This is a genomic window from Aeribacillus sp. FSL K6-2833 (assembly GCF_037965815.1).
GTDB classification, from domain to species: Bacteria; Bacillota; Bacilli; order Bacillales; family Aeribacillaceae; genus Aeribacillus; species Aeribacillus composti.
Window position 1 is genome coordinate 3,934,273 of sequence record NZ_CP150189.1, and the last position, 20,773, is coordinate 3,955,045.

16 protein-coding genes are annotated in these 20,773 nt (G+C 39.6%); 4 read left to right on the forward strand and 12 right to left on the reverse strand.

Translation table 11 applies throughout. The annotated features are described in order from the left end of the window. Positions 1-142: 142 nt before the first annotated feature. A complete protein-coding gene (locus tag NSQ94_RS18865; protein ID WP_339229825.1) occupies positions 143-1,561 on the forward strand; it encodes an NAD(P)/FAD-dependent oxidoreductase in 1,419 nt (472 codons plus the stop codon). Positions 1,562-1,794: 233 nt separating this feature from the next. Here the strand turns inward: NSQ94_RS18865 and NSQ94_RS18870 are convergent, their stop codons facing one another. From NSQ94_RS18870 to NSQ94_RS18885, 4 genes are all read right to left on the reverse strand, one after another. Beyond that, positions 1,795-2,166: a hypothetical protein gene (locus tag NSQ94_RS18870; protein WP_063388277.1), complete on the reverse strand. Its 372-nt coding sequence runs from the start codon at positions 2,164-2,166 to the stop codon at positions 1,795-1,797. A 24-nt stretch (positions 2,167-2,190) separates the two neighbouring features. Continuing rightward, positions 2,191-2,706, reverse strand: coding sequence for an acyl-CoA thioesterase (locus NSQ94_RS18875; protein ID WP_082829614.1), 516 nt, complete (start codon positions 2,704-2,706; stop codon positions 2,191-2,193). Positions 2,707-3,040: 334 nt separating this feature from the next. Continuing rightward, positions 3,041-4,090: an NAD(P)/FAD-dependent oxidoreductase gene (locus NSQ94_RS18880; protein ID WP_327848293.1), complete on the reverse strand. Its 1,050-nt coding sequence runs from the start codon at positions 4,088-4,090 to the stop codon at positions 3,041-3,043. A gap of 467 nt (positions 4,091-4,557) precedes the next feature. Beyond that, positions 4,558-5,469: a LysR family transcriptional regulator gene (locus NSQ94_RS18885; RefSeq protein WP_339229827.1), complete on the reverse strand. Its 912-nt coding sequence runs from the start codon at positions 5,467-5,469 to the stop codon at positions 4,558-4,560. A gap of 499 nt (positions 5,470-5,968) precedes the next feature. Between NSQ94_RS18885 and NSQ94_RS18890 the strand changes: the two genes are divergently transcribed. The 3 genes from NSQ94_RS18890 to helD all read left to right on the forward strand — a co-directional run bounded on the left by NSQ94_RS18890 (position 5,969) and on the right by helD (position 13,777). Further along, positions 5,969-9,166: a BC_2427 family protein gene (locus tag NSQ94_RS18890; RefSeq protein WP_339229829.1), complete on the forward strand. Its 3,198-nt coding sequence runs from the start codon at positions 5,969-5,971 to the stop codon at positions 9,164-9,166. Between the two features lie 150 nt (positions 9,167-9,316). Further along, positions 9,317-10,099, forward strand: coding sequence for a CsxC family protein (locus NSQ94_RS18895; protein ID WP_063388272.1), 783 nt, complete (start codon positions 9,317-9,319; stop codon positions 10,097-10,099). A gap of 1,335 nt (positions 10,100-11,434) precedes the next feature. Continuing rightward, positions 11,435-13,777 (forward strand): RNA polymerase recycling motor HelD, encoded by a 2,343-nt coding sequence (gene helD, locus NSQ94_RS18900; RefSeq protein ID WP_130158239.1) that lies wholly within the window; start codon positions 11,435-11,437, stop codon positions 13,775-13,777. A 282-nt stretch (positions 13,778-14,059) separates the two neighbouring features. On the opposite strand, the gene NSQ94_RS18905 is transcribed toward helD, so the two are convergent. The 8 genes from NSQ94_RS18905 to NSQ94_RS18940 all read right to left on the reverse strand — a co-directional run bounded on the left by NSQ94_RS18905 (position 14,060) and on the right by NSQ94_RS18940 (position 20,293). Beyond that, positions 14,060-14,875, reverse strand: a complete 816-nt coding sequence (locus tag NSQ94_RS18905) for an ABC transporter permease (RefSeq protein WP_066251805.1) — start codon at positions 14,873-14,875, stop codon at positions 14,060-14,062. After that, positions 14,872-15,888: an ATP-binding cassette domain-containing protein gene (locus NSQ94_RS18910; RefSeq protein WP_130158237.1), complete on the reverse strand. Its 1,017-nt coding sequence runs from the start codon at positions 15,886-15,888 to the stop codon at positions 14,872-14,874. The genes NSQ94_RS18905 and NSQ94_RS18910 overlap by 4 nt, the downstream gene beginning before the upstream one ends. Positions 15,889-16,819: 931 nt before the next feature. Then, positions 16,820-17,767: an L-lactate dehydrogenase gene (locus NSQ94_RS18915; RefSeq protein ID WP_339198129.1), complete on the reverse strand. Its 948-nt coding sequence runs from the start codon at positions 17,765-17,767 to the stop codon at positions 16,820-16,822. A gap of 31 nt (positions 17,768-17,798) precedes the next feature. Beyond that, positions 17,799-17,948, reverse strand: a complete 150-nt coding sequence (locus tag NSQ94_RS18920; protein ID WP_242009370.1) for an L-lactate permease — start codon at positions 17,946-17,948, stop codon at positions 17,799-17,801. Positions 17,949-18,062: 114 nt separating this feature from the next. Continuing rightward, complete coding sequence (locus tag NSQ94_RS18925) at positions 18,063-18,479, reverse strand: L-lactate permease (protein WP_339229833.1); 417 nt, start codon at positions 18,477-18,479, stop codon at positions 18,063-18,065. A gap of 540 nt (positions 18,480-19,019) precedes the next feature. Next, positions 19,020-19,448 carry a hypothetical protein gene (locus tag NSQ94_RS18930; protein ID WP_144598568.1) on the reverse strand — a complete coding sequence of 143 codons (429 nt, stop codon included), beginning with the start codon at positions 19,446-19,448 and terminating at the stop codon, positions 19,020-19,022. A gap of 49 nt (positions 19,449-19,497) precedes the next feature. Beyond that, the gene (locus tag NSQ94_RS18935; RefSeq protein WP_144598567.1) at positions 19,498-19,680 is read right to left on the reverse strand and encodes a hypothetical protein; all 183 of its coding nucleotides are present in this window, start codon (positions 19,678-19,680) and stop codon (positions 19,498-19,500) included. 304 nt (positions 19,681-19,984) lie between these two features. Then, positions 19,985-20,293, reverse strand: coding sequence for a hypothetical protein (locus NSQ94_RS18940; RefSeq protein ID WP_144598566.1), 309 nt, complete (start codon positions 20,291-20,293; stop codon positions 19,985-19,987). Positions 20,294-20,773 lie beyond the last annotated feature (480 nt).

Below are 20,773 nucleotides of genomic sequence, written 5' to 3' on the forward strand. Positions count from 1 at the left end.
AGTGATACTATATGGGCAAGTGGTACTGTAAAAACAATAATGATTGATTCAATATAATAATTCTTCTCATGCGGATTTCTGTTTACGGATAAGGCTGACATATGTGACTTTCAAATCTTACAGTTGAAAGAAGTGAAAAAGGATGAGCTTAGAGGCATTAAACAAACAAGTGAAAACCGATCTTTCCTATCTCGCCTTCGGAGGTCCAAGCTGGGTGCGAACGCTAAAAAAACCTGAAGGGCATGTCTACGATGTCGTGATCGTCGGCGGCGGCCAAAGCGGCTTAGGTGCGGCTTTCGGTCTTCTACGCGAACGGATATCCAACATTCTTGTCATTGATGAAAACCGAGAGGGCTGGGAAGGACCGTGGGAAACCTACGCCCGTATGGTGACCTTGCGAACACCTAAACATTTGACCTCCATCGACCTTGGGATTCCTTCCCTAACCTTCCGCGCTTGGTGGGAAGCACAATTCGGACCGGAAGGCTGGGAAGCGCTAGACAAAATTCCTCGGGGAGATTGGATGAATTATTTGCGCTGGTTTCGGAAAGTTCTCAATCTGCCCGTCATCAATGAAGTAAAGTTGAAGTTGATAGAGCCGACTGATGAAGGGATTCATCGGCTTCATATGGAAGGAACGGGTGCACCATCTGACATATTGCTCGCACGAAAGGTTATTTTAGCCACGGGAATTCAAGGCGGTGGCGAATGGCATGTTCCTCCTTTCATTGCTGAAAAATTGCCGCATCATCTCTATGCCCACTCCTCAGAAACAATTGATTTTAAAGCACTACAAGGGAAAAAGATCGGAATTTTGGGCGGCGGCGCATCTGCCTTTGATAATGCCAATTTTGCCTTATCAGAGGGGGCGGCCGAAGTTCATGTCTTTGTCCGCCGCAAGAAATTGCAGCGTATCAATCCGATCCGCTATATGGAAGTTTCCGGTCTAATTGAACGTTTCCAAGCTCTATCGGACGCTGATAAATATGCAATCATCGCTCATTTCTTTAAATATAATCAGCCGCCGACCAACGATACCTTCGGACGCGCAGCCTCATGGCCCGGTTTTCACCTGCACTTAGGAGCACCATGGCTTGATGTTGAAGCTGCAGATCAAGGTGCAGTAGTGACCACACCTCAGGGCAAGTTCACCTTCGATTTTCTGATCATCTGCACCGGACTCGTCACTGATCCTGCTTTGCGTCCGGAGCTGAGACTTGTCGAAAGCCACATTGCTCGTTGGGGAGACCGCTATCATCCCCCGAAGGAGCTGGCCAATCCAATGCTTGATGCCCATCCTTATCTCAGCCCTGGTTTCGCTTTTATAAGCCGCGATGAAAAGGGCAAAAAGCTTCTGTACGGAATTTTCGCTTTCAACTATTCGGGTTTGATCAGCTGCGGCATTACAGCAGCTGCTCTTTCCGGCCTGAAATACGGGATACGCAAGCTCGTGTCAGAAGTAGCGGATCAGCTTTTCTTAGATGATTGCGAAAAGATATTGAAAGACTTCTATTCCTATAACGAAATCGAATTTGTCGGTGAATGGACTAAAAAGGAGTAAGGCCTTAGAATAACCGTTGGTAGTGTGGGGGCTGTCTCAAGCTGATTTTTCAGCTAAGAGGCGCCCCTTTTTCAAATAAAAATAACGTTTATATTTTTTTCGGACAGCTGTTTGTAATGCAAGGAATTTATGGTCTGAGAAAGCGGCCTTTTAACACTCTTTAAAAATAAATAAGGTGAATCGAATCAAAGTTCGATCCACCCAATTAAATTTTTTCAGTTTCCTTCGAACAATTAATGGACCACGGCTGGACCAATTAATGCTGCTGGTTTTTCCCCTAAAGCCAGCTTGCTAATGTTTGTATAGCTAATATGTTTATATGATTGCAGCAATTGTTTTAATTCCGGAAATCTTTTATCTTTTTTTAGTTTTTCGATTTCCTGATGATAGATAGACAATACATAATCATCCTGAAATTTCGGTTGGAATCGATCCGGGTCTTCATCCATTAGTAAAGAGCCCATATATTGATATCCATATTGTAATTGACGAGTCAAATGGACGATATTTAAAAATTTCCGATAAATAGTTGGTGTTGTTGCCTTTAAGTTTTCGATAGCGGTTTGTGCATTTTTCAACTCATCGTAACTAGAGTCTATTATCACACTATATCATTCCTTTGTTCCGTATTAATCCCACGGTTTATTCAGTGAAAGTCTGGACACGAGTTCTTTATTTTGTTGTCTTTTTAACTTGCGAATGCTTTCACGTTCTTTTCCTGTTTCGTAGAGATATTTTTCTTCCTCTGTTTCTGGAATAATAGGCGGTACTTCCAACGGTCTTTTATTCTCATCCAAGGGAACAAAAGTGAAAAATGCAGTAGCTGCAATTCTTCGTTTCCCAGTTTCTAGATCTTCTGCAATCACTTTACAGAAAATCTCCATGGATCTTTTACCTGTATAGCTAACAAATGATTCAATACAAACCGAATCACTTACCCGGATCGGTTCAAGGAAATTAACGGAGTCGGTCGACGCCGTAACACATTCCTTTACCCTTGTATGTCTGCGGGCGGAAAGCGTCGCACATGCATCCATCTTCTTCATTAAAACTCCGCCAAATAATGTATGATAATTGTTCAAATCATTTATGAGCACTTGATCTGTTTGAACAACACGTGTTTCTTTAACTTTTTTTGCTTCCATCATGATCACCTTACGTATAAAAATACTTTTGAAGCGTACGCTTCATCCGTATTAGAATTTTTACAAAGAGAATTATAATATAGCTGGTTTGCAAAGATACAATGCCAATCCTATATACAATTCATAACAAAATAGTATGGAAGCGCTCTTTAACCTAAACAAAAAACCACCCGTGTGATGAGCTGTCCCCAGTCAAGTAGACAGGAATAAAAAAGCACATATAGAAAAATCCCTCCATAATAGACAGATGAACAGGCTTTCTTTTTCCTGTCTACTATAAAGGGATCGTATCATTGAGCTTGGTCGTGTGTTACATTCTATTCCAAATAAACTTTTATTTCATCATTTGCTTTATCAATTCTCGGTTGAGTTCTTTAAAGATTTCGTTATGGGATGATACCATGCCAAATTTATCAGCCTTAGGTTCAATAAATTGTTTAGCGCTATTTACCGCATTTGCGGCATCCTGAAAGGCCCCCGCAATCAAATGCAATTTCCCATCGTATTTTAGAATATCCCCCGCTGCATAAAGTCCCGGTACAGAAGATTCGCTATGGGCGTTGCCCGCAATGTAGTGATTGTCAATCATTTGAATTTTCAGCTCGCTTTTTTCCAGCAAGGAGGAATCGCGCTCATAGCCATGATTCACAATTACTTCATCAATCGGTAAATAGGTGATCTCTCCTGTTTCACGGTTTGTTAGCTCAACTCGTTCAATCCGTTCATGGTCCTCGCTGGCAATCAATTTGGTAATCGTTGTATGAAAATAACAAGTAGCCGAGCTGTTTAGAAGCTGCGTCACCTGCGATTCATGACCTTTTAACATCTCCCCTCGATACGTCAAATACACTTTTTTAGCAATCGGCACTAATTCATTCGCCCAATCAATAGCCGCATTGCCTCCTCCTGAAATGATGACCGTTTTATTTTTGAAGAGCTTTAACGATTTCACTGTATAATGCAGATTAGCCACCTCGAACTTTTCTGCACCCTCGATCTCCAGTTTTTGCGGCTTCAATATACCGCTTCCCACTGCGACAATGACCGTCTTGGAAAAATGCTGCCGTCCAGAAGCGGCCTGCAATATAAAAGTGCCATCTTCCTTTCGTTTCATCGATTCAATCTTTTCATTTAGTACCACTGTAGGATTAAATGTTAATCCTTGCTTGACAAGCTGCTTAATTAATTGTTCTCCTGTAATCGGTGCATGTCCTCCAACATCCCAAATCATTTTCTCCGGGTAAACATGAAGCTTGCCGCCCAATTGCGGCTGATACTCAATCAGCTTTGTTTTCATTTCCCGCAATCCGCTATAAAATGCCGCATACAACCCCGCTGGTCCGCCGCCAATAATCGTCACATCGTATAATTCGTCATATTTCATCTATTTCCACCTCTCCTAGAACTCAGTAAATGATTATCATTCTCAATTAAATATACATTGTTTTTACCTCTTTTACAACGAACAGTGATTGTCTATTGAAAAAAATGTTTACACCATATAGAGCTCGTATTGTTTATGGACGGTCGGACCACTGTCTCGCATTCGCACAACGAGAGCAAGTCCCAGACGGTTTCTAACCGTTGGAAACATCCGTCTTTCTTCAAGCTATCTATGAAAATCGTTTGTAGATGCAGGAAATCAACGGACATCTAGAACCTCTATCTATTTTTCATGAAAAGATAGCGGCCGCTTCCACGAACATATGAAACATGATATTCAAATGAATCCTTCCTAACCCCTACTTAAGTACAAGAGACGGCTCCACACAAAAAAGACACTTTCTTCTTTTTTCTGCTTCAAGTAAAAAAAGCTTCCCTTTCATAAAAGGAAGCCTTCTTATAGTTGACTCAATCGGATTTAGAATCCTGTCCGGGATTAGCTGTCGACAGCTTTTCTTTTGCAAATCGTACAAATTCCTGCGCAATCTGTGATAAGCTTGCATCCTTTCTCCAAATCATTGCCAGATTCCATTCGATTTCCGGATTAGTGACGGTGATCGTTTTAAAATCATCTGTTAGTTCTATACACGTACTTTCAGGCAGCAAAGTAATACCTATATTGTAGGCAACCAATTCTTGAATAAACTCCAGTTGTGATGTTTCCGAAATAATTTTCGGTTGAAAACCGGCTTCTCTACAAGAATTGATGACAAGATTTCTTAGCACAAAATCCCGGTCGAACATAATAAAGTCCTCTTTTTTTAGCTCCTGCAAAGACACTTCCTGTTTTCCCGCCAGACGATGAGACGAAGAGACAACTAGTTTTAATTTCTCATTCACAAATATAATACTGTCAAGATTTTCATTTTCCTCAGAAAGAACAACGACCCCAAAATCCAATAAATTATTGAGAACCTTCTCTTCAACTGGTTTGGAACCATCCTCTTCTAGTAGGAAAATCACCTCTGGATATTCTTCATGAAACGATGCAATCAATTTTGAGAAGAAAATGGAATTCGTAATCGTAGGTAGCCCGATGCGAATTTGTCGTTTTCTTTGCATAAACATTTTATCAAGTTCTGCATCCAATTGCTGCAGCTGATTTTCAATTTTTAAAGCATGTTTTTTTAAAATACGGCCTGCATCCGTCAATATCAGCTTTTTTCTAGTACGTATGAAAAGCGGTGCTCCAATTTCATCCTCCAATGATTTGATAATTCTGCTGAGAGCAGGCTGCGTAATGAACAGATTCTCAGATGCAGTGGTAAAATTGCCGGTACGTGTAACCTCAAGAAAACACTTCAATTGTTTAATTTCCAATTGAATCAAACACCCTATTACATTTTAATGATAATAAAGTTTACCACACTTTTCACTTTAGCGCTTTAAATTTGTTTCATCAAATAGGCGAAGCATAAAACCTTAATGTTCTTGTTAGGGCAGTTCTTAGACAGCCCCTTGTGTTTTTGCGTTTAATTACGCTAATTTCAACAATGGAAGTATCTTATTCGGAAATAAAAAGCTCTAATTTTGTCCTCTTTTAATCCTTCAAGTTCCCCTTCTTATATCTAAAAACTTTTCATTTCATTCATCTATGCAATCATTTATTTTTATATTCCATATCAATATTATAAAAAGATTAGCGGGCATAGTATCCCCATTTATCGAATTTTTGAAGAGAAACAGGCAAATCATCTGATTTGAGAAAAATGCTACATAGAGCTTATTTTTGAAATTTCCTGAATTGTACAGGGACAAATGCGGGAAATAAAGCATAAATAAATACAGTAAAAATTCGTTAATTTGGGAGTGAGGTGTCATGAAAACTCCATGGATTCACCATGAGAGGATGCAGCAAATACGTTCTAAACAAATGAACATTTTTAAATCTTCAAGAGTTCAAAAAAAATCTGTATGTCCCAATTTTCAGCATACAGAAGAAGATGATGATAGTCACAAATCAGATATTGTGCCAAATCGCATTGATACAGCAGAAGCAGATGATTCACATGAAAATTACGGTATAAAAAAGGTGACCAAACTAAACAAAAATAAAAATAATGTTTCCAAACTGATGAATTTATACAAAAAGTATAATATGTCTAAAAGAAATCATACAGGCAGCATCTGTGGTCCTACTCAACCATCGAATAGAACGACTGATCCTGAACACGTTTCCTCAACTGATGACCACACTTTAAAAACGGATGATTCCCATATTAAGCAGATTTCTCTACCTAGCCCTAGCCATGAGACAAAGGAGCACCCCTCAGCCGATTCGGTTCTTGAGCCTGTTCATCCTTCATCCAATTCGGATGAAATAAATGATCAAGAAGATGGCTTTGATACTGATCCTATTGATCATTCAGTCGATAGAGCTCATTCATCATCGGATGGAAACGATTCTGAACTAATGCCTTTAGCTAATGCTGATCATGATTTGAAAACGGATTGTTCTTCCCATGATATTAAGCAGATTTCTCTACCTAGCCCTGACCATGAGACAAAGGATCAGCCTCCAACCGATTCGGTTCTTGAGCCTGTTCATCCTTCATCCAATTCGGATGAAATAGATGATCAAGAAGATGGCTTTGATACTGATCCTATTGATCATTCAGTCGATAGAGCTCATTCATCATCGGATGGAAACGATTCTGAACTAATGCCTTTAGCTAATGCTGATCATAATTTGAAAACGGATTGTTCTTCCCATGATATTAAGCAGATTTCTCTACCTAGCCCTGACCATGAGACAAAGGATCATCCTCCAACCGATTCTGTTTTTGAGCCTGTTCATACTTCATCCAATTCGGATGAAATAAATGATCAAGAGGATGACTTTGATAATGATCCTATTGATCATTCAGTCTGGCCCGCTCATTCATCATCGAATAGAACCAATTCTGAACTAGTTCTCTTCGCTAGTAATGATCATACTTTGAAAATGGATGGTTTTTCTCATGTTAGGCGTATTTCCTTAACTGATTTTGAACATCATGAGAAATACGATCAAGATTCAATGGATTCGGTTTTTGAACTTGTGTATACCTTTGCATCCAGCTCGAATGAAATAAATGATCAAGAGGATCACTTTGAAACTAATTCTTTTGATTATTCAGTCGAGCTTGCTCATTTATTGGATGAAAACAATCTTAAACAAGTTTTTCCAGCTGTTGATGAGCATGCTGTGAATACGGATGAGGCTTCTCATATTAAGCAGATTTCTCTAACTGGTCTTGATGAACAGGAGACGAATGATCAACCTTCAACCAATTCGGGTTTTGAGCTAGTTCATGCTCCATCCAGCTCGGATGAAATAAACAATCATAAGGATATCCGTGAAATCAATCTTATTAACCATACAGTCGAACCAGTTCATTCATCATCGGACGATGCCGTTCCTGAACAATCTCCTCCAGCTGTTGATGAGTATGCTGTGAATACGGATGAGTATTTCCATGCTGGTCTTGAACAGGAGACAAAGGATCATCCTCCAACCAATTCCGTTTTTGAATTTGCCCATGACTCATCCAGCTCAGATAAAATAAATGATCAAGAGAATATCAGTGAAACCAATCCTATTGACTATACAGTCGAGCCAGTTCATTCATCATCGGACGATGTCGTTCCTGAACAATCTCCTCCAGCTGTTGATGAGTATGCTGTGAATACGGATGAGTATTTCCATGCTGATCTTGAACAGGATAAAAAGGATCATCCAGCAGATTCAGCATTTGAACCTGCCCAGGATTTATCCAGTTTGGATGAAATGAACGATCAAGATGTCTTTAAGATCAATTTTATTAACCATACAGTCGAACTAACTCGTCCATTGGATATTGCCGACTCTGAACAAGTTCCTACAACAGATGTTGTTCGTGCTTCGAAAATGGATGAAACTCCTCATGCTGCTGGTCTTGAACAGGATATAAAGGATCATGCTCTAACCGATTCAGTTTTTGAACCTGTTCCTGCTTCATCCGGCCCGGATGAAATAAATGATCAAGAAAATATCCATGAAACCAATTTTATTGACCATAAAGTTGAGCCGGATCATTCGTCGGATGGTGTCGTTCCTGAACAAATTTCCTCAGCTGATGTTGAGCATACTGTGAAAACGGATGAGGTTTCTCATGCTGAACAGGAGATAAATAAAAAATCTCCGACCGATTCTGTTTTTGAGCCTGTTCATCCTTCATCCGAATCGGATGGAACGAATGATCAAAAAGCTATTAATTTTGATAATGCAGATGAATCTATCAAATATGGAAAAACATGTTCGATGACTATAAAAAGACCATTTTCGACTTTTGTAGAAATAGATGACTTTCTTCATTCTCCTATCTTTAGCAGTATAGTTCAAAATTCAGCTGAATTTCTTGACTTAAACAATAAACAAACTCCTCAATTAAACACAAAATTACTCAATACTACAACTTATTATCCTGAACAGCCTGATTGCCGTTTAGTTTGCTCTAAAATTCATGAAATGATCTCTTTAACTGACACTGTTTCCAGTTATAGTAAGAATAATAAAAACAATCATTATCAATCTATTGCAGTTCCCCTGCATGACTCAAAAGCTGCGAAAACAAGCGAAACAGATAACAAAACTTGTACATCTCATGACTTTATACAAATTAGAGTTCCAGTTGTAGTAGGGGAATACAAAATGGAAATAATTTTAGAAGAAGATGTTGTATTTGAAGAAGAGATTTTGGGCGTTAAAGAAATCTCTAAAGAGGTCGTACTAACAAATTGTAAATTCGTACCTACTCAATTCTCCCCATCATTAGATAATGGAACATGTACAGCACTGAAAGGAAATTTATTTATAAAAGGATATATATCACAAAATATTGAGTACACTGCCGCAGACAACGGAAATGAAGGTTCCAAACAAAATGAATCAGTACCTTACTATCGTCAATTGCACCAAAAAATTATATTGGATTTAATCGTTCATTTATTACAAGTACAACAAGTTCGAGTCAGTTATGCTGGCAATGGAATCTAGAGATCATCGAATGTATACGAAATCCACTCTTTGATTTAAAAATGAGAAAAATGATTATGTGAAAAGCCCAAACTTAAAAATGAATGCTGCATATTGTATTAATGCAGAGTTTGGAAAACTCAAAAAAAAAATTAAGGAGTGGATTTTTTCATGAGTAAAGACGATCATCAAATCCCAGCTTGCCCAGTAAAATCGACAGAACAAGTACCATTATCAAATGAAAATACCGATTTAGTTCTTACACCAGATGTTACTGTAACTCTTAAAACTCCTGTTGTATTAGCAGAAAAAACTATTCAAGTTGTAGTAGAGGCAGATATTCCACTTGATCCGCCAGCAACTGAAATTAAGAGAGTGACAAAAAACGTATTTTTGGAACAAGCGAAACTAGTACCTGTTAGATTTACACGTATTGGTACAACGGACTATTTTAGAGTAACTAGAGCGAAATTATTTGTATCAGGATTTATTCGCAAAGATATTGAATATGCTTCCAGAGACTGCAATGGAGCACTTCAAGACAGAATTGCAGACGTTCCGTTCTCTGGTTTTACAGAACTTGCAGACGCTGCTCCAACCGGAGATTTCCTTCTTTTCCCAATAATAGGAATTTCTGATCAAAGCAAAGCTCTCTTCTTAAATGAGAAAAATGACCTTGTTCCTCGTTTGGATAAATATTTCTTCCAAAATCTCGTCAAATATAATGAACAACCATACGGTGAATTAATAGCCGCAAACTTCTATGAACTTGATTTCTCACCAGTTAAAGTAGGACCTGAAGGCCAGTTTAAAACATTGCGCGAAAAAATCGTCTTAGATCTTACTGTGAAATTATTACAAGTTCAACAATTTCAAACTACAGCTACACAAGTAACTCCTAGTTTCCCTGAAGGAACTTTAGATGCTGCCGCAAACAGATCTAAACACAAATAACTAGTTCAGAAGCCGTGACTTTTTGGGTCATGGCTTCTACTTTTCTTTTTAACTGTTATTTCTTCGCTTTCTCGTTAAAAGAAAATTTAAGCCCTTTATCGGCTGAACCTGCTGCGAGAGCTCAGGCTTTCCTAAACGTTTTCCCTTGTTCACTCACTGCAGCTCTAAGCGTAGCTTATTTGCCATTATCTTGAGTAACTCTGATATGTTCCAGTGCTTTTGCGCCGCTCTTAGTATTCAGTCATGTTAGGTTGTTCATCGATTTCTCGAAAGACAGCCCAATCACCAGGATGGACTCACGGTTTGGAAAAATACGAATCTCTTCAATGAGTTGTTCCACACGCTCGGTAAGTCTCAAGCGGTTTTCGCAGCGTTTAGGAAACGCAAGAACAGCAGAGGCATCATCAAAGTCCGTGTATAATCTTCCATCACCTGATTGCGTACAGTTTAATTTCTGAGACATAAAATCACTCTGATGAGTTCAGGCCGCAAAGCGGCAATAACGCAAGTATGGAGTTGAATTTTCTACAGGTGCAGTCCGTCAATATGTATACATACATGAGAATACGTACATGAAGCTGAAGTGTTGAGGAAAATGTTCCGGAATGTTGCTCGGTTATAAAATCTCCCCCTCGCATTTAAAATGGACAAGCACAATGGGCTTGTCTAAAAATTATTGTTTCTTTCCCTCTACTCTTTCACGATAAGATCCAGCTTTCGTTTTAGTTACAGTATCAACTTTGGAACATGTCTCCCCATCAGTTTCACCTGTATTCAAGGATGTCACATCCTTTTATATAGTCGATTTATCCGCTTATATGATTTATCCGATAAAATTCGCATGCTACACGGAAATAGACAATAATTGATTTTTCATTAAATTTTGTTTCCAACTTCTGATTAAAGGATAATCTTTGTAATCAACTTTATACATATTCCAATTTCCTTCTTTCATAGTTATTTAAGAATTTTTACAAAACAAAAAAACAGCCTAACTAATCTAGTTAGACTGTTTATATAAACAAACTTATTCACTTATAACACGATTTTGCAAACTTTATTAGACGGTCTAAAAGAAAACCATCGGTTCTCTTCCATGAGAAATACTTTAATTAATGGCCTTACAGTAACTTTTTATCTTCATCACATACAATTTCAACTTGTTAATAATATCGACGACAGCGTTAAATACATTGAAAAAATTGAGAAACTATGATAAATTAGTAAAGAAACACACTTTGTTTAAATTATAAAAAATAGTATCCCTATTATAATTATAAAACATAAATCCTCTTCAGTCAATCCCCATTTTTATTTTTTAAAGGAGTGCTTAATATGAATACAGAACTTCGGCAGGAGCAAGAACGATTGGACAGCATAATGGCGATCATTGTGGAGCAAATCGGCATGCTGGAAAACGAAACCTCCCAGCGTCGAAAAGAAGTGATTGATTTCCGCAAACATTTTTGGGATGACGTCAAGGTGAATACTGATACGTTCGACGATTATCTTGAGACGATCATCGCCTTGAGACAACAGGCGCAGAACCTGTCCGTGAGCCAAAGCACCCACAGACAAGCCTTCAAGAGGTTGTCCACCCTGCGCCGCATGCAGGAGGTGCCTTATTTCGGTCGAATCGATTTCATTGAGGAAGGGACTTCAGCTGCTGAACGAATCTATATCGGTATCTCCACGCTCACGGATACAAGCGGAGAGAACATCCTGATCTACGACTGGAGGGCGCCGGTCTCGAGTGTCTACTACGATTACGCGCCCGGCCCGGCCGAATATACTACTCCCGGAGGCACAGTCCGCGGCATGCTGGAGAAAAAGTGGCAATATATCATCCGCGGCGGCGTTATCAAGTCGATGTTCGATACGAGTCTCACCATTGGAGACGACATTTTACAGCAGGTGCTTGGCAGAGTGACAGACAAACATATGCACAACATCGTGGCCACCATTCAACGGGAACAAAACCAGATCATCCGTCATGATCGCGGGCGGCTGCTCATCGTGCAAGGACCCGCCGGCAGCGGCAAGACATCGGCCGCCCTGCAACGGATCGCTTACTTGCTCTACAAATATCGGGATAAGCTGAGAGCCGATCAAATCATTTTATTTTCACCTAATTCGATGTTTAACAGCTACGTATCCAATGTGTTGCCCGAACTAGGCGAAGAGAATATGCAGCAGGTCACCTTCCAGGAATATTTGGAATATCGGCTGAGCAAAGAATTTCAAATCGAGGATCCATACGAGCAATTGGAATATATGTTGACTGAAGCGGATGACTCTTTATACCGGACTAGAACTGCGAGCATCCGATTCAAGGCATCAACCCGTTTCTTCGAGACGATTAAAACATACTGTAAGTCGCTGGAATTATCCGGCATGCTATTCAAAGATATTCTATTTAGAGGAAAACCGATCATCACCGCCAAACAAATCACAGAAAGGTTTTATAGCAGCGACACCTCGCTCCGTTTTCACAGCAGACTTGAAAAGCTGGCAGATTGGCTAAACAAGCAAATCGATGAAGCGGAGAAGCTTGAACGGACTAAGCCATGGGTGCAGGAAGAAATCGAGCTGCTTAGCAACGAGGATTATCATAAAGCTCATACTCTCTTACGGAAAAAACGCGGCTTTAAAGCAGAAACGTTGAACAACTATGAGAACGAGATCGAAGCGCTGGGCCAATTGATCGTTCGCAAGAAGCTGAAACCGTTGCGCAAACGGATCCGAACGCTTCGTTTCATCGACATGAAGGGAGTATACAAGCAGCTTTTCGCCGATCCAACGCGGGTCAAACAGTGGATGGAAGGGGAAACACCCGAGGAGTGGGAGTATATTTGCCGATTGACTGTAAAAACGCTAGACGAAGGCAAACTGTTTTACGAAGATGCAACTCCGTATTTATTTTTGAAAGAGCTGATTCAAGGCTTTCAGACGAACGTCTCGATCAAACACGTGCTTGTAGACGAAGCGCAAGATTATTCTCCGTTTCAATTCGAATTTTTGAAGCGTTTGTTTCCTTCGGCGAGGATGACTGTGCTCGGCGACTTTAACCAAGCGATATTCGCTCATGCCAGTGAAACAGTCGATTTCCACACGCTTACCAGCCTATACGGACCGGATAAAACGGATTCGATCACCTTGACCCGCAGTTACAGATCCACAAGACAGATCATTGAATTTACGCGCGGACTCGTACCCGATGGCGAACGGATCACTGCTTTTGAACGCGACGGCGATAAGCCTGTGTTGACGAGAGTGTCCGATCAAGCTGAACTGCACCACTGTATTGCTTCCAAAGTCGCGGACTTGCGGAAACGGGGATATAATACGATCGCGATTATATGTAAATCTGCTGCGGAAAGCACCGCCGCATACGAAGCACTGAAAAGAGTTGAAGATATAAAACTTGTGAAGAGCGGCTCTACCGAATATGAACAAGGTGTTGTCGTTATACCGGCGTATTTGGCGAAGGGCATCGAATTCGACGCCGTCATCATTTATAACGCTTCATCGCACGTATACGGCGTTGAGAGCCTGCGCAGATTGTTCTACACCGCCTGCACCCGGGCTATGCATTACTTGCAGCTTTACAGTGTAGGCGAACCGAGCCCCTTTTTACAGAACGGTGCGCCGGGTAGTTTCCTTCAGATCCCGGGTTAACACGAAACTGGTCTGGTGTCTGAAATGTATCACTGTCATTAAACGGCCATATATGATATAAAAAACCACTTGCCAGCATCCCTTCAATACCATACCCCGAGTTAGGCAACTTGTTTAATGGAAGGTAATGAAGGGATGTCAGCAGTGGCTGAAATAATTAAATCAGACATGTGAAATTCTATATGATGTGTTAAAAGTTCTGTAAGCAGCAAGGTTCCGTAATTTTTCGGTAAAAGCTTTTTTACTAGGATATCGCGAACAGATCAATACACAATATCCAATTTATGCCCGGCGCATATATACACGGACGGTGATGGGCGCAAAGATTGCCACAATGGCAGTAGCCCCGATGAGAGAGACAGCAAAATCCGAGCCAATAGTTCCAGCATTGATCAGATCACGGACGGCAGTAATAATATGCGAAACTGGATTAATCTTCGCAAACCATTGAAGCCAATCGGGCATCGTCTTGACTGGAACAAAAGCATTAGAAAGAAACGTTAGCGGAAACAGCAAAAGCATTGCGATTCCTTGTACGCTTGAAGCCGTGCGCGCAATCACGCCAAAAAAAGCAAAGATCCAGCTGATTGCCCAAGAACATACAATGACAAAAACCGCAGCGATGACGACGTACCCCAGTCCTCCTTCTGGACGATAGCCCATGATATACCCCATCACAAACGTGAGCACTGTTGCAATGGTATATCGGATGGTGTCTGCCAACAGAGCGCCCGCCAACGGAGCAATGCGGGCAATTGGCAGCGACTTAAAGCGGTCGAACACGCCCTTATCCATATCCTCTCGCAGTTGGATTCCGGTCACAACAGATGTCGCGATAACAGTCTGCACGAGGATACCAGGAATGATGATTGGCAAATAACTATGCACATTTCCCGAGATCGCCCCGCCAAAGATGTAGGAAAACATTAAGGTGAAGATGATTGGCTGAAGCGTAACATCAAATAATTGCTCAGGCGTACGCCGAATCTTCAGTAAACCACGGTAGGCCATCGTCAACGAGTTGCGCACTGCCTGTCCAAAGCTTGTATTGTTTTTTAGTTGACGCTTTGCAACTAGCTGATTAGAAGCATTTTTCATATCCTTACCTCCTCTGTTTCATCGAATGTCTCTGTTGTGTCCTCCCTCACACTATGACCAGTAATGGTTAAAAAGACCTCGTCAAGAGTCGGCTTCTGAACACTCAATTCAGACAAGCGGATCCCTGTCTCGCGAAGAGCGATCAGCAAATCCGTAACTCGGTCAGCGTCCGCCATCGGTGCCGTAATCTTTCCTGTTTCCAACGACACATTGGACCGGACTTTGAGCACCTGTTCAATAATTTGCCGGGCATTTTCGATATCTTTTACATTTTGGATTTTCAATTGCAGTGACGAACTGCCTACCGACGCTTTCAGCTCATCCGCTGTTCCCTCGGCAACGACTCGGCCGCGATCAATCACCGCGATTCGATCAGCTAGTTCGTCAGCCTCCTGTAAATACTGAGTTGTTAACAGTACGGTTGATCCCTGCTTGACCAATCGCCGGATCGTCTCCCACATTTGATTGCGCGTGCGTGGATCCAGTCCTGTAGTCGGCTCGTCTAAGAAGATGAGCGGCGGCTGTGCAATAAGGCTTGCTGCCAGATCCAGCCGGCGCCGCATGCCGCCGGAGAAATGCTTCAACGGGCGCTTCGCCGCTTCTGTCAAACCAAATTCCTCCAACAACTCCAGAGCTTTGCGCCTTGCCTCGGTACGGCTCAACCCTAGCAACCGAGAAAAGATGACTAGATTTTCGATCGCGCTGAGTGACTCGTCAACCGATGCATATTGGCCAGTCACACCAATTAACTGACGCACGATCTGCGGCTCCTTCACCACATCATAACCAAAAATGTATGCCGAACCTGCGTCTGGTCGCAATAAAGTCGCCAGCATTCTGACTGTTGTGGTCTTGCCTGCCCCGTTCGGCCCAAGCACGCCGTAGATTGTCCCAGCGCGCACATTCAAATTTACGCCGTCAACCGCACGTTTATCGCCAAAAGTTTTTACGAGTCCGTGCGCTTCAATAGCCCAATCACCATTGCTTGACACTGTTTGGTATCTATGTCCCATTTCATTTCCTCCTCTGCAACTAAGTACATTGGTGATGGTAACACCTCTTTATGAACTGAATATGAACAATGAATCCCCATGATGAAACATGTTAATGCTGGAAATTTGCCCGGCAAAAGCGTGAATCAGTTTTATACCGCTTATGGACGTGGTTCATCCTAAATGGATCGGTGTCGCGTCCATAAACAACAATAGACATTCTTCTTTTGTCATCAATATCATATAAATCGTTATTGGTTTTCTCTCTGCTTATCCATCAAATTATTTTTTTAGTAAAATATAATTCGCCTAATATAGTCACGTGGCAACAAATGCAGTAATTTTCATCAGAAAATTTAATGATCCGTGTTATTTATCCAATATATGTATATTTATAGGAAATAAATATGCAGAAGCTTTATATGAAGGAACCTGCCATTTATCATCTTTAAAAGAATGATCGAGCCAAGATTGGCGCAACAGATAAAGTTACTGAGGAAAAATAAGGTAGAATTTGAGGTATATTGAATGGTATAGAAGCTTTGGTGATATACAATACTGTGTTGGTAAATAAAATCAGAGGCAATTTGCAAAATAATAGCCCTTGCATAGAGGGTCTCCGTTAAAATGAAAATGCGATCCAACATTTGAAAGGAGAAACTCCATGCAAGAGCACATTCAATAGAAAAAGCAAACATTCAAAAACAATAGGCAGCGATTTTGTTCTTTGTATCTGAGTAATGATCACCCTTCAAATAGCTTTACAACACCGCAAGCCTTAGAAAAACGCGGTCATTATGACCATCCCATATCCTTGGAAAGCTGTTGAGCTTTTCATCCTAACAAGCCTCGCAGCAGTTTGTAATCGGGAATTGGTTTTCCCAATCCTTGTTTCCTAAACGTTCCCGGTACAATGGTCACTATAGAGCATGTCGCTTTGCCATCAAGTGGATTAAATGACAGATTTCATCGTATCTTTTAGCACTGAAACGGAATAATTAAATTGTTCTTGTTCCTTTTCGTTCAGTTCAATTTCGATTATTTCGTGAACGCCGTTACGATTAAGCTTGGCTGGTACTCCAATATATACATCATTTTGCCCATATTCACCTTCTAGATAGGAAGATACTGTCAGAATACTATTTTCATTTTTAAGAATTGCTTTTGTAATCCGGACAAGGGACATTCCTATTCCATAGTATGTCGCCCCTTTTCGCTCAATGATATGATAAGCAGCGTCACGGACGTTTACAAAGATCTCCTCTAAACATTCTTTCTTTAAATCTTTCTTTCGCTCTAAAACATCATCAAGATTCTCTATTCCGATCTTGGCATGGCTCCAAACCGGAAGCTCGGTATCTCCATGTTCCCCTATGATAATTGCATGAATATTTCTTGTATCCACATTGAAATACTTCCCTAATTCAAATCTTAGACGTGCAGAATCTAAGACTGTTCCTGAGCCAATGACGCGTTCCTTTGGCAGTCCTGACTCCTTCCAAGTGACATAAGTTAAGATATCTACTGGATTTGTTGCCACTAAAAATATGCCATTAAATCCACTTTTCATAATCTCTTTTATAATTTGTTTAAATATTCGCGTATTTTTCTCAACTAACTGCAATCGGGTTTCACCTGGTTTTTGTGCCAATCCCGCAGTGATAACAACTAAGTCCGCATTGGCGCAATCTTGATAAGAACCGCTCCATACCTTTATTGGCGAAGGTGCAAACGGCACTCCATGGTTAAGATCCATCACCTCGCCTTCAGCTTTTGCTTCATTTATATCAATTAAAACTAATTCCTCAACGACCCCCTGATTAATTAGTGAATAGGCATAACTGCAGCCTACAGCACCTGTTCCAACGATTACAACACGATTTACTTTTTCTTTATTCATGGTTATACATCCCCCTTAAAATGTTATATGATTAAAATAGGAAGCAGCTAACTAACCCAATTACAGCAAGCAAACATAAGCTATATTTAATTGTCACTTTAAATAAATCACTTTCTTTTCCTGCAAATCCAACTGCCGCAGCTGCAACTGCAATTGATTGAGGTGAAATCATTTTAGCCATTGTACCACCCATTACATTGACAGCAACCATCGTTTCGGGTGCTATTCCAATTTGTCAAGCAGTGACAGCTTGAAGTGGAGCAAATAAGGAACCGTTGTTTACAACAGAGCTGGACTAAATCCAAGCCCTACTAAAATTGCTGCTGTTATGGCAACGGGTGCTCCAAATCCTGCAGCTCCTTCTAAAAATGCTCCAAATAAAAATGCCCCAATAAGAACTTGCAATTCTTTGATCCTCTGTAATAAAAGAAATACTAATGGCAAATTTTCCGGTTTTTACTGATATTTTATAAAGGAAAATAGCAGCAAATACGATTGATGCTACTGGCCATAAACCGACTAAAATTCCATATATCGCAGACATCAAAACTAAGATTGCAGGCATTTTATAAATAAAGACGGCAAAAATGCCTGCAGCAATTATGCTGAAAAGCCCTGCTATATATCCTTTTAATTTAAATACTGTCAGCAAAACAATAAAAACGATGATAGGAACGGCAGCTATAATAGCTGAAAGCCATATATTTTCCAATGGATTATAAACTTGCTCCCATACATGCATCTTGTTCAGCCCCTATACTTTAAAATCGACGAAATGATTTTGTGATATATTTCACAATGTGTATTACTTCCTCCCCCTAAATTATTTATTTTGCTTACAAAGTTAGTATAACATCTGTTTGTGAAATTTTTCACAATATATATGAAAAAAATATGAACTTTTGAGACATGTTGAGTAAAGTAATGATAAAAAGGAGAAAATCATTTATGAAGGAATAAGAGGGTTAGATAATCTTTAAAATTTAATATAAAAATATAATAATTAACTAGATGAAAAGTGATGAGAACGACTAAACTTACTATTTTATAAAATAAAAATTTTACGTAAATTTTTTTACATGTCTATTTTCTTGACATAATACCAAGACGAATATAGTAAAAAAGGGCTGTTCAGAATGAGGCATCCAAGTTTTTTGATGGAAGATCTACACACTAGGAATAAGTAAACTAAAATTCATTTTACCCATAATAACAAAATGCAACTGTTCGTAAATTCACCGGTCTAATCAACTTAGAACTCCGGAATCTTCTTGATCGTCAGCAATTCACCATGATGTAGAGCGAGTTGTTTAGGATTCGATAATTGATTCAATAAGAGTTTTCTCCGTTCTACAATTTTTAAAGGGTGTCGGTGTGTATTTAAAATGTGAGCAATTTGAATGGTACATGTCTTATAGTAACTGCATACGTCGAGAATATATTTATGAAGCAATGGCAATCCAAAATCATCATATGCTTCTAAAGTTTCAGGATCACACAAACCATAAACGATTTCAATTTGCACGGGATAATTGAATCCATCTACTTTTTCATCACTTTCTGTTAAGTCAAGAGTTTGATCAAGAGCTATTTTACTCCCATTTAAATTAATAAAACCACTTTTAGAGTATATACCTGATGGTAGTTTAATATCTGAGGCAAGGTAATAATAATATGTCATAGAAAACCCCTCTCATTTAATGACTTCATCTGTATTTGCGCTAGATAAATTAATTCGGGTCGCAAAACGTCCTTGGATTTTGGAAAAATCTTTTTTCGCTATGGACATTAAGTGACGCTTTTATTTTTTCTTGAGATGTGACAATGACCCATGCTTGGCCCATTGTTGCACTTCGTACACCCTCATTAATCGGACGAAAAATTTCTTTTTTAAATATTTCTTTAACTAACACATAATCTTCTCCTCTATGATATTCTCGTTAATTGATACTGATCTTCATTATGTAAAATCCCAAATAGTCGTAGGTCTAATCCGGTAAAATGACCGGGGTAAAAAAGTATAATTGGTTTACGTTTTTTTGCAAGCAAAAAGTGCAGAGAATTGCAAAATCCTTATGCAGTGATATGCAATGGGGATTTACATGGAGGAGGAGCCATGATAACCTTTTTTGGTTTTGCCAAAACTGTTGGCTAAAGAATCATGGCTACAGAGGATCCATGTCAAGCCCTTGATGGATAGATCACATATATGTATATTTATTCAAAATTTTGATAAAGCACTGTATTTTTTTCTTGTAGAAAACATACTACCATCTCAAAGGTGTCATTGTTAATTTCTAATTCTTCTGCGGATACTTTATATACTGTTGTATCATCATCACTTGAAACTACTTCAACTGTTTCATCAATACTTACATCAATTTGTTCTGTACTTTCAAAAATTTCTTCTGTATTTGGGAAATTGGTTATTTCTTCCGCAAATGCAACCGGAGCAACTCCAGCAATATTAATAAACAAAAAAGTAGCAACTAATAATTTAATTAATTTCTTTTTCATCTTTTTCATTTAGAATTTCCTTTACCCTTTCTTTTTGTAATGTTAGAAAGCCTTCTCCAAATTGTACTTTGTCACCTAACTTCACAACATAATTGGAGAGTTCTTCTTTGATAGTGCTGGCATTATATTTTGAGTCGCTTCTATTCAGGATTGCTGTAATAACACTAGTGGCATATGCAGTAGCGAAAGACATTCCTGAAAATGTTGAGTAGGATCCTTTGTTATCTGTAGAGATAACTTCTACACCTAGAGCTGAATAATCTATTTTCCCGACTCCCGAATAGGATCAAGTTTGAATTTTTTATCAAACGAGGAATCAAGTAATCGCTGAACATCCGAGTTCTTATGAACGAAATCAAATGATTACGAATTTAGACCATTACCTAGAGGCGTTATTAGGTAAAACCTCGGGCTATTCGGGATGCAGGTCAACAAGTCATCTTTAATCACGGTGGAGACTTTATTTGACGCTTACTTTTAATTTATTTC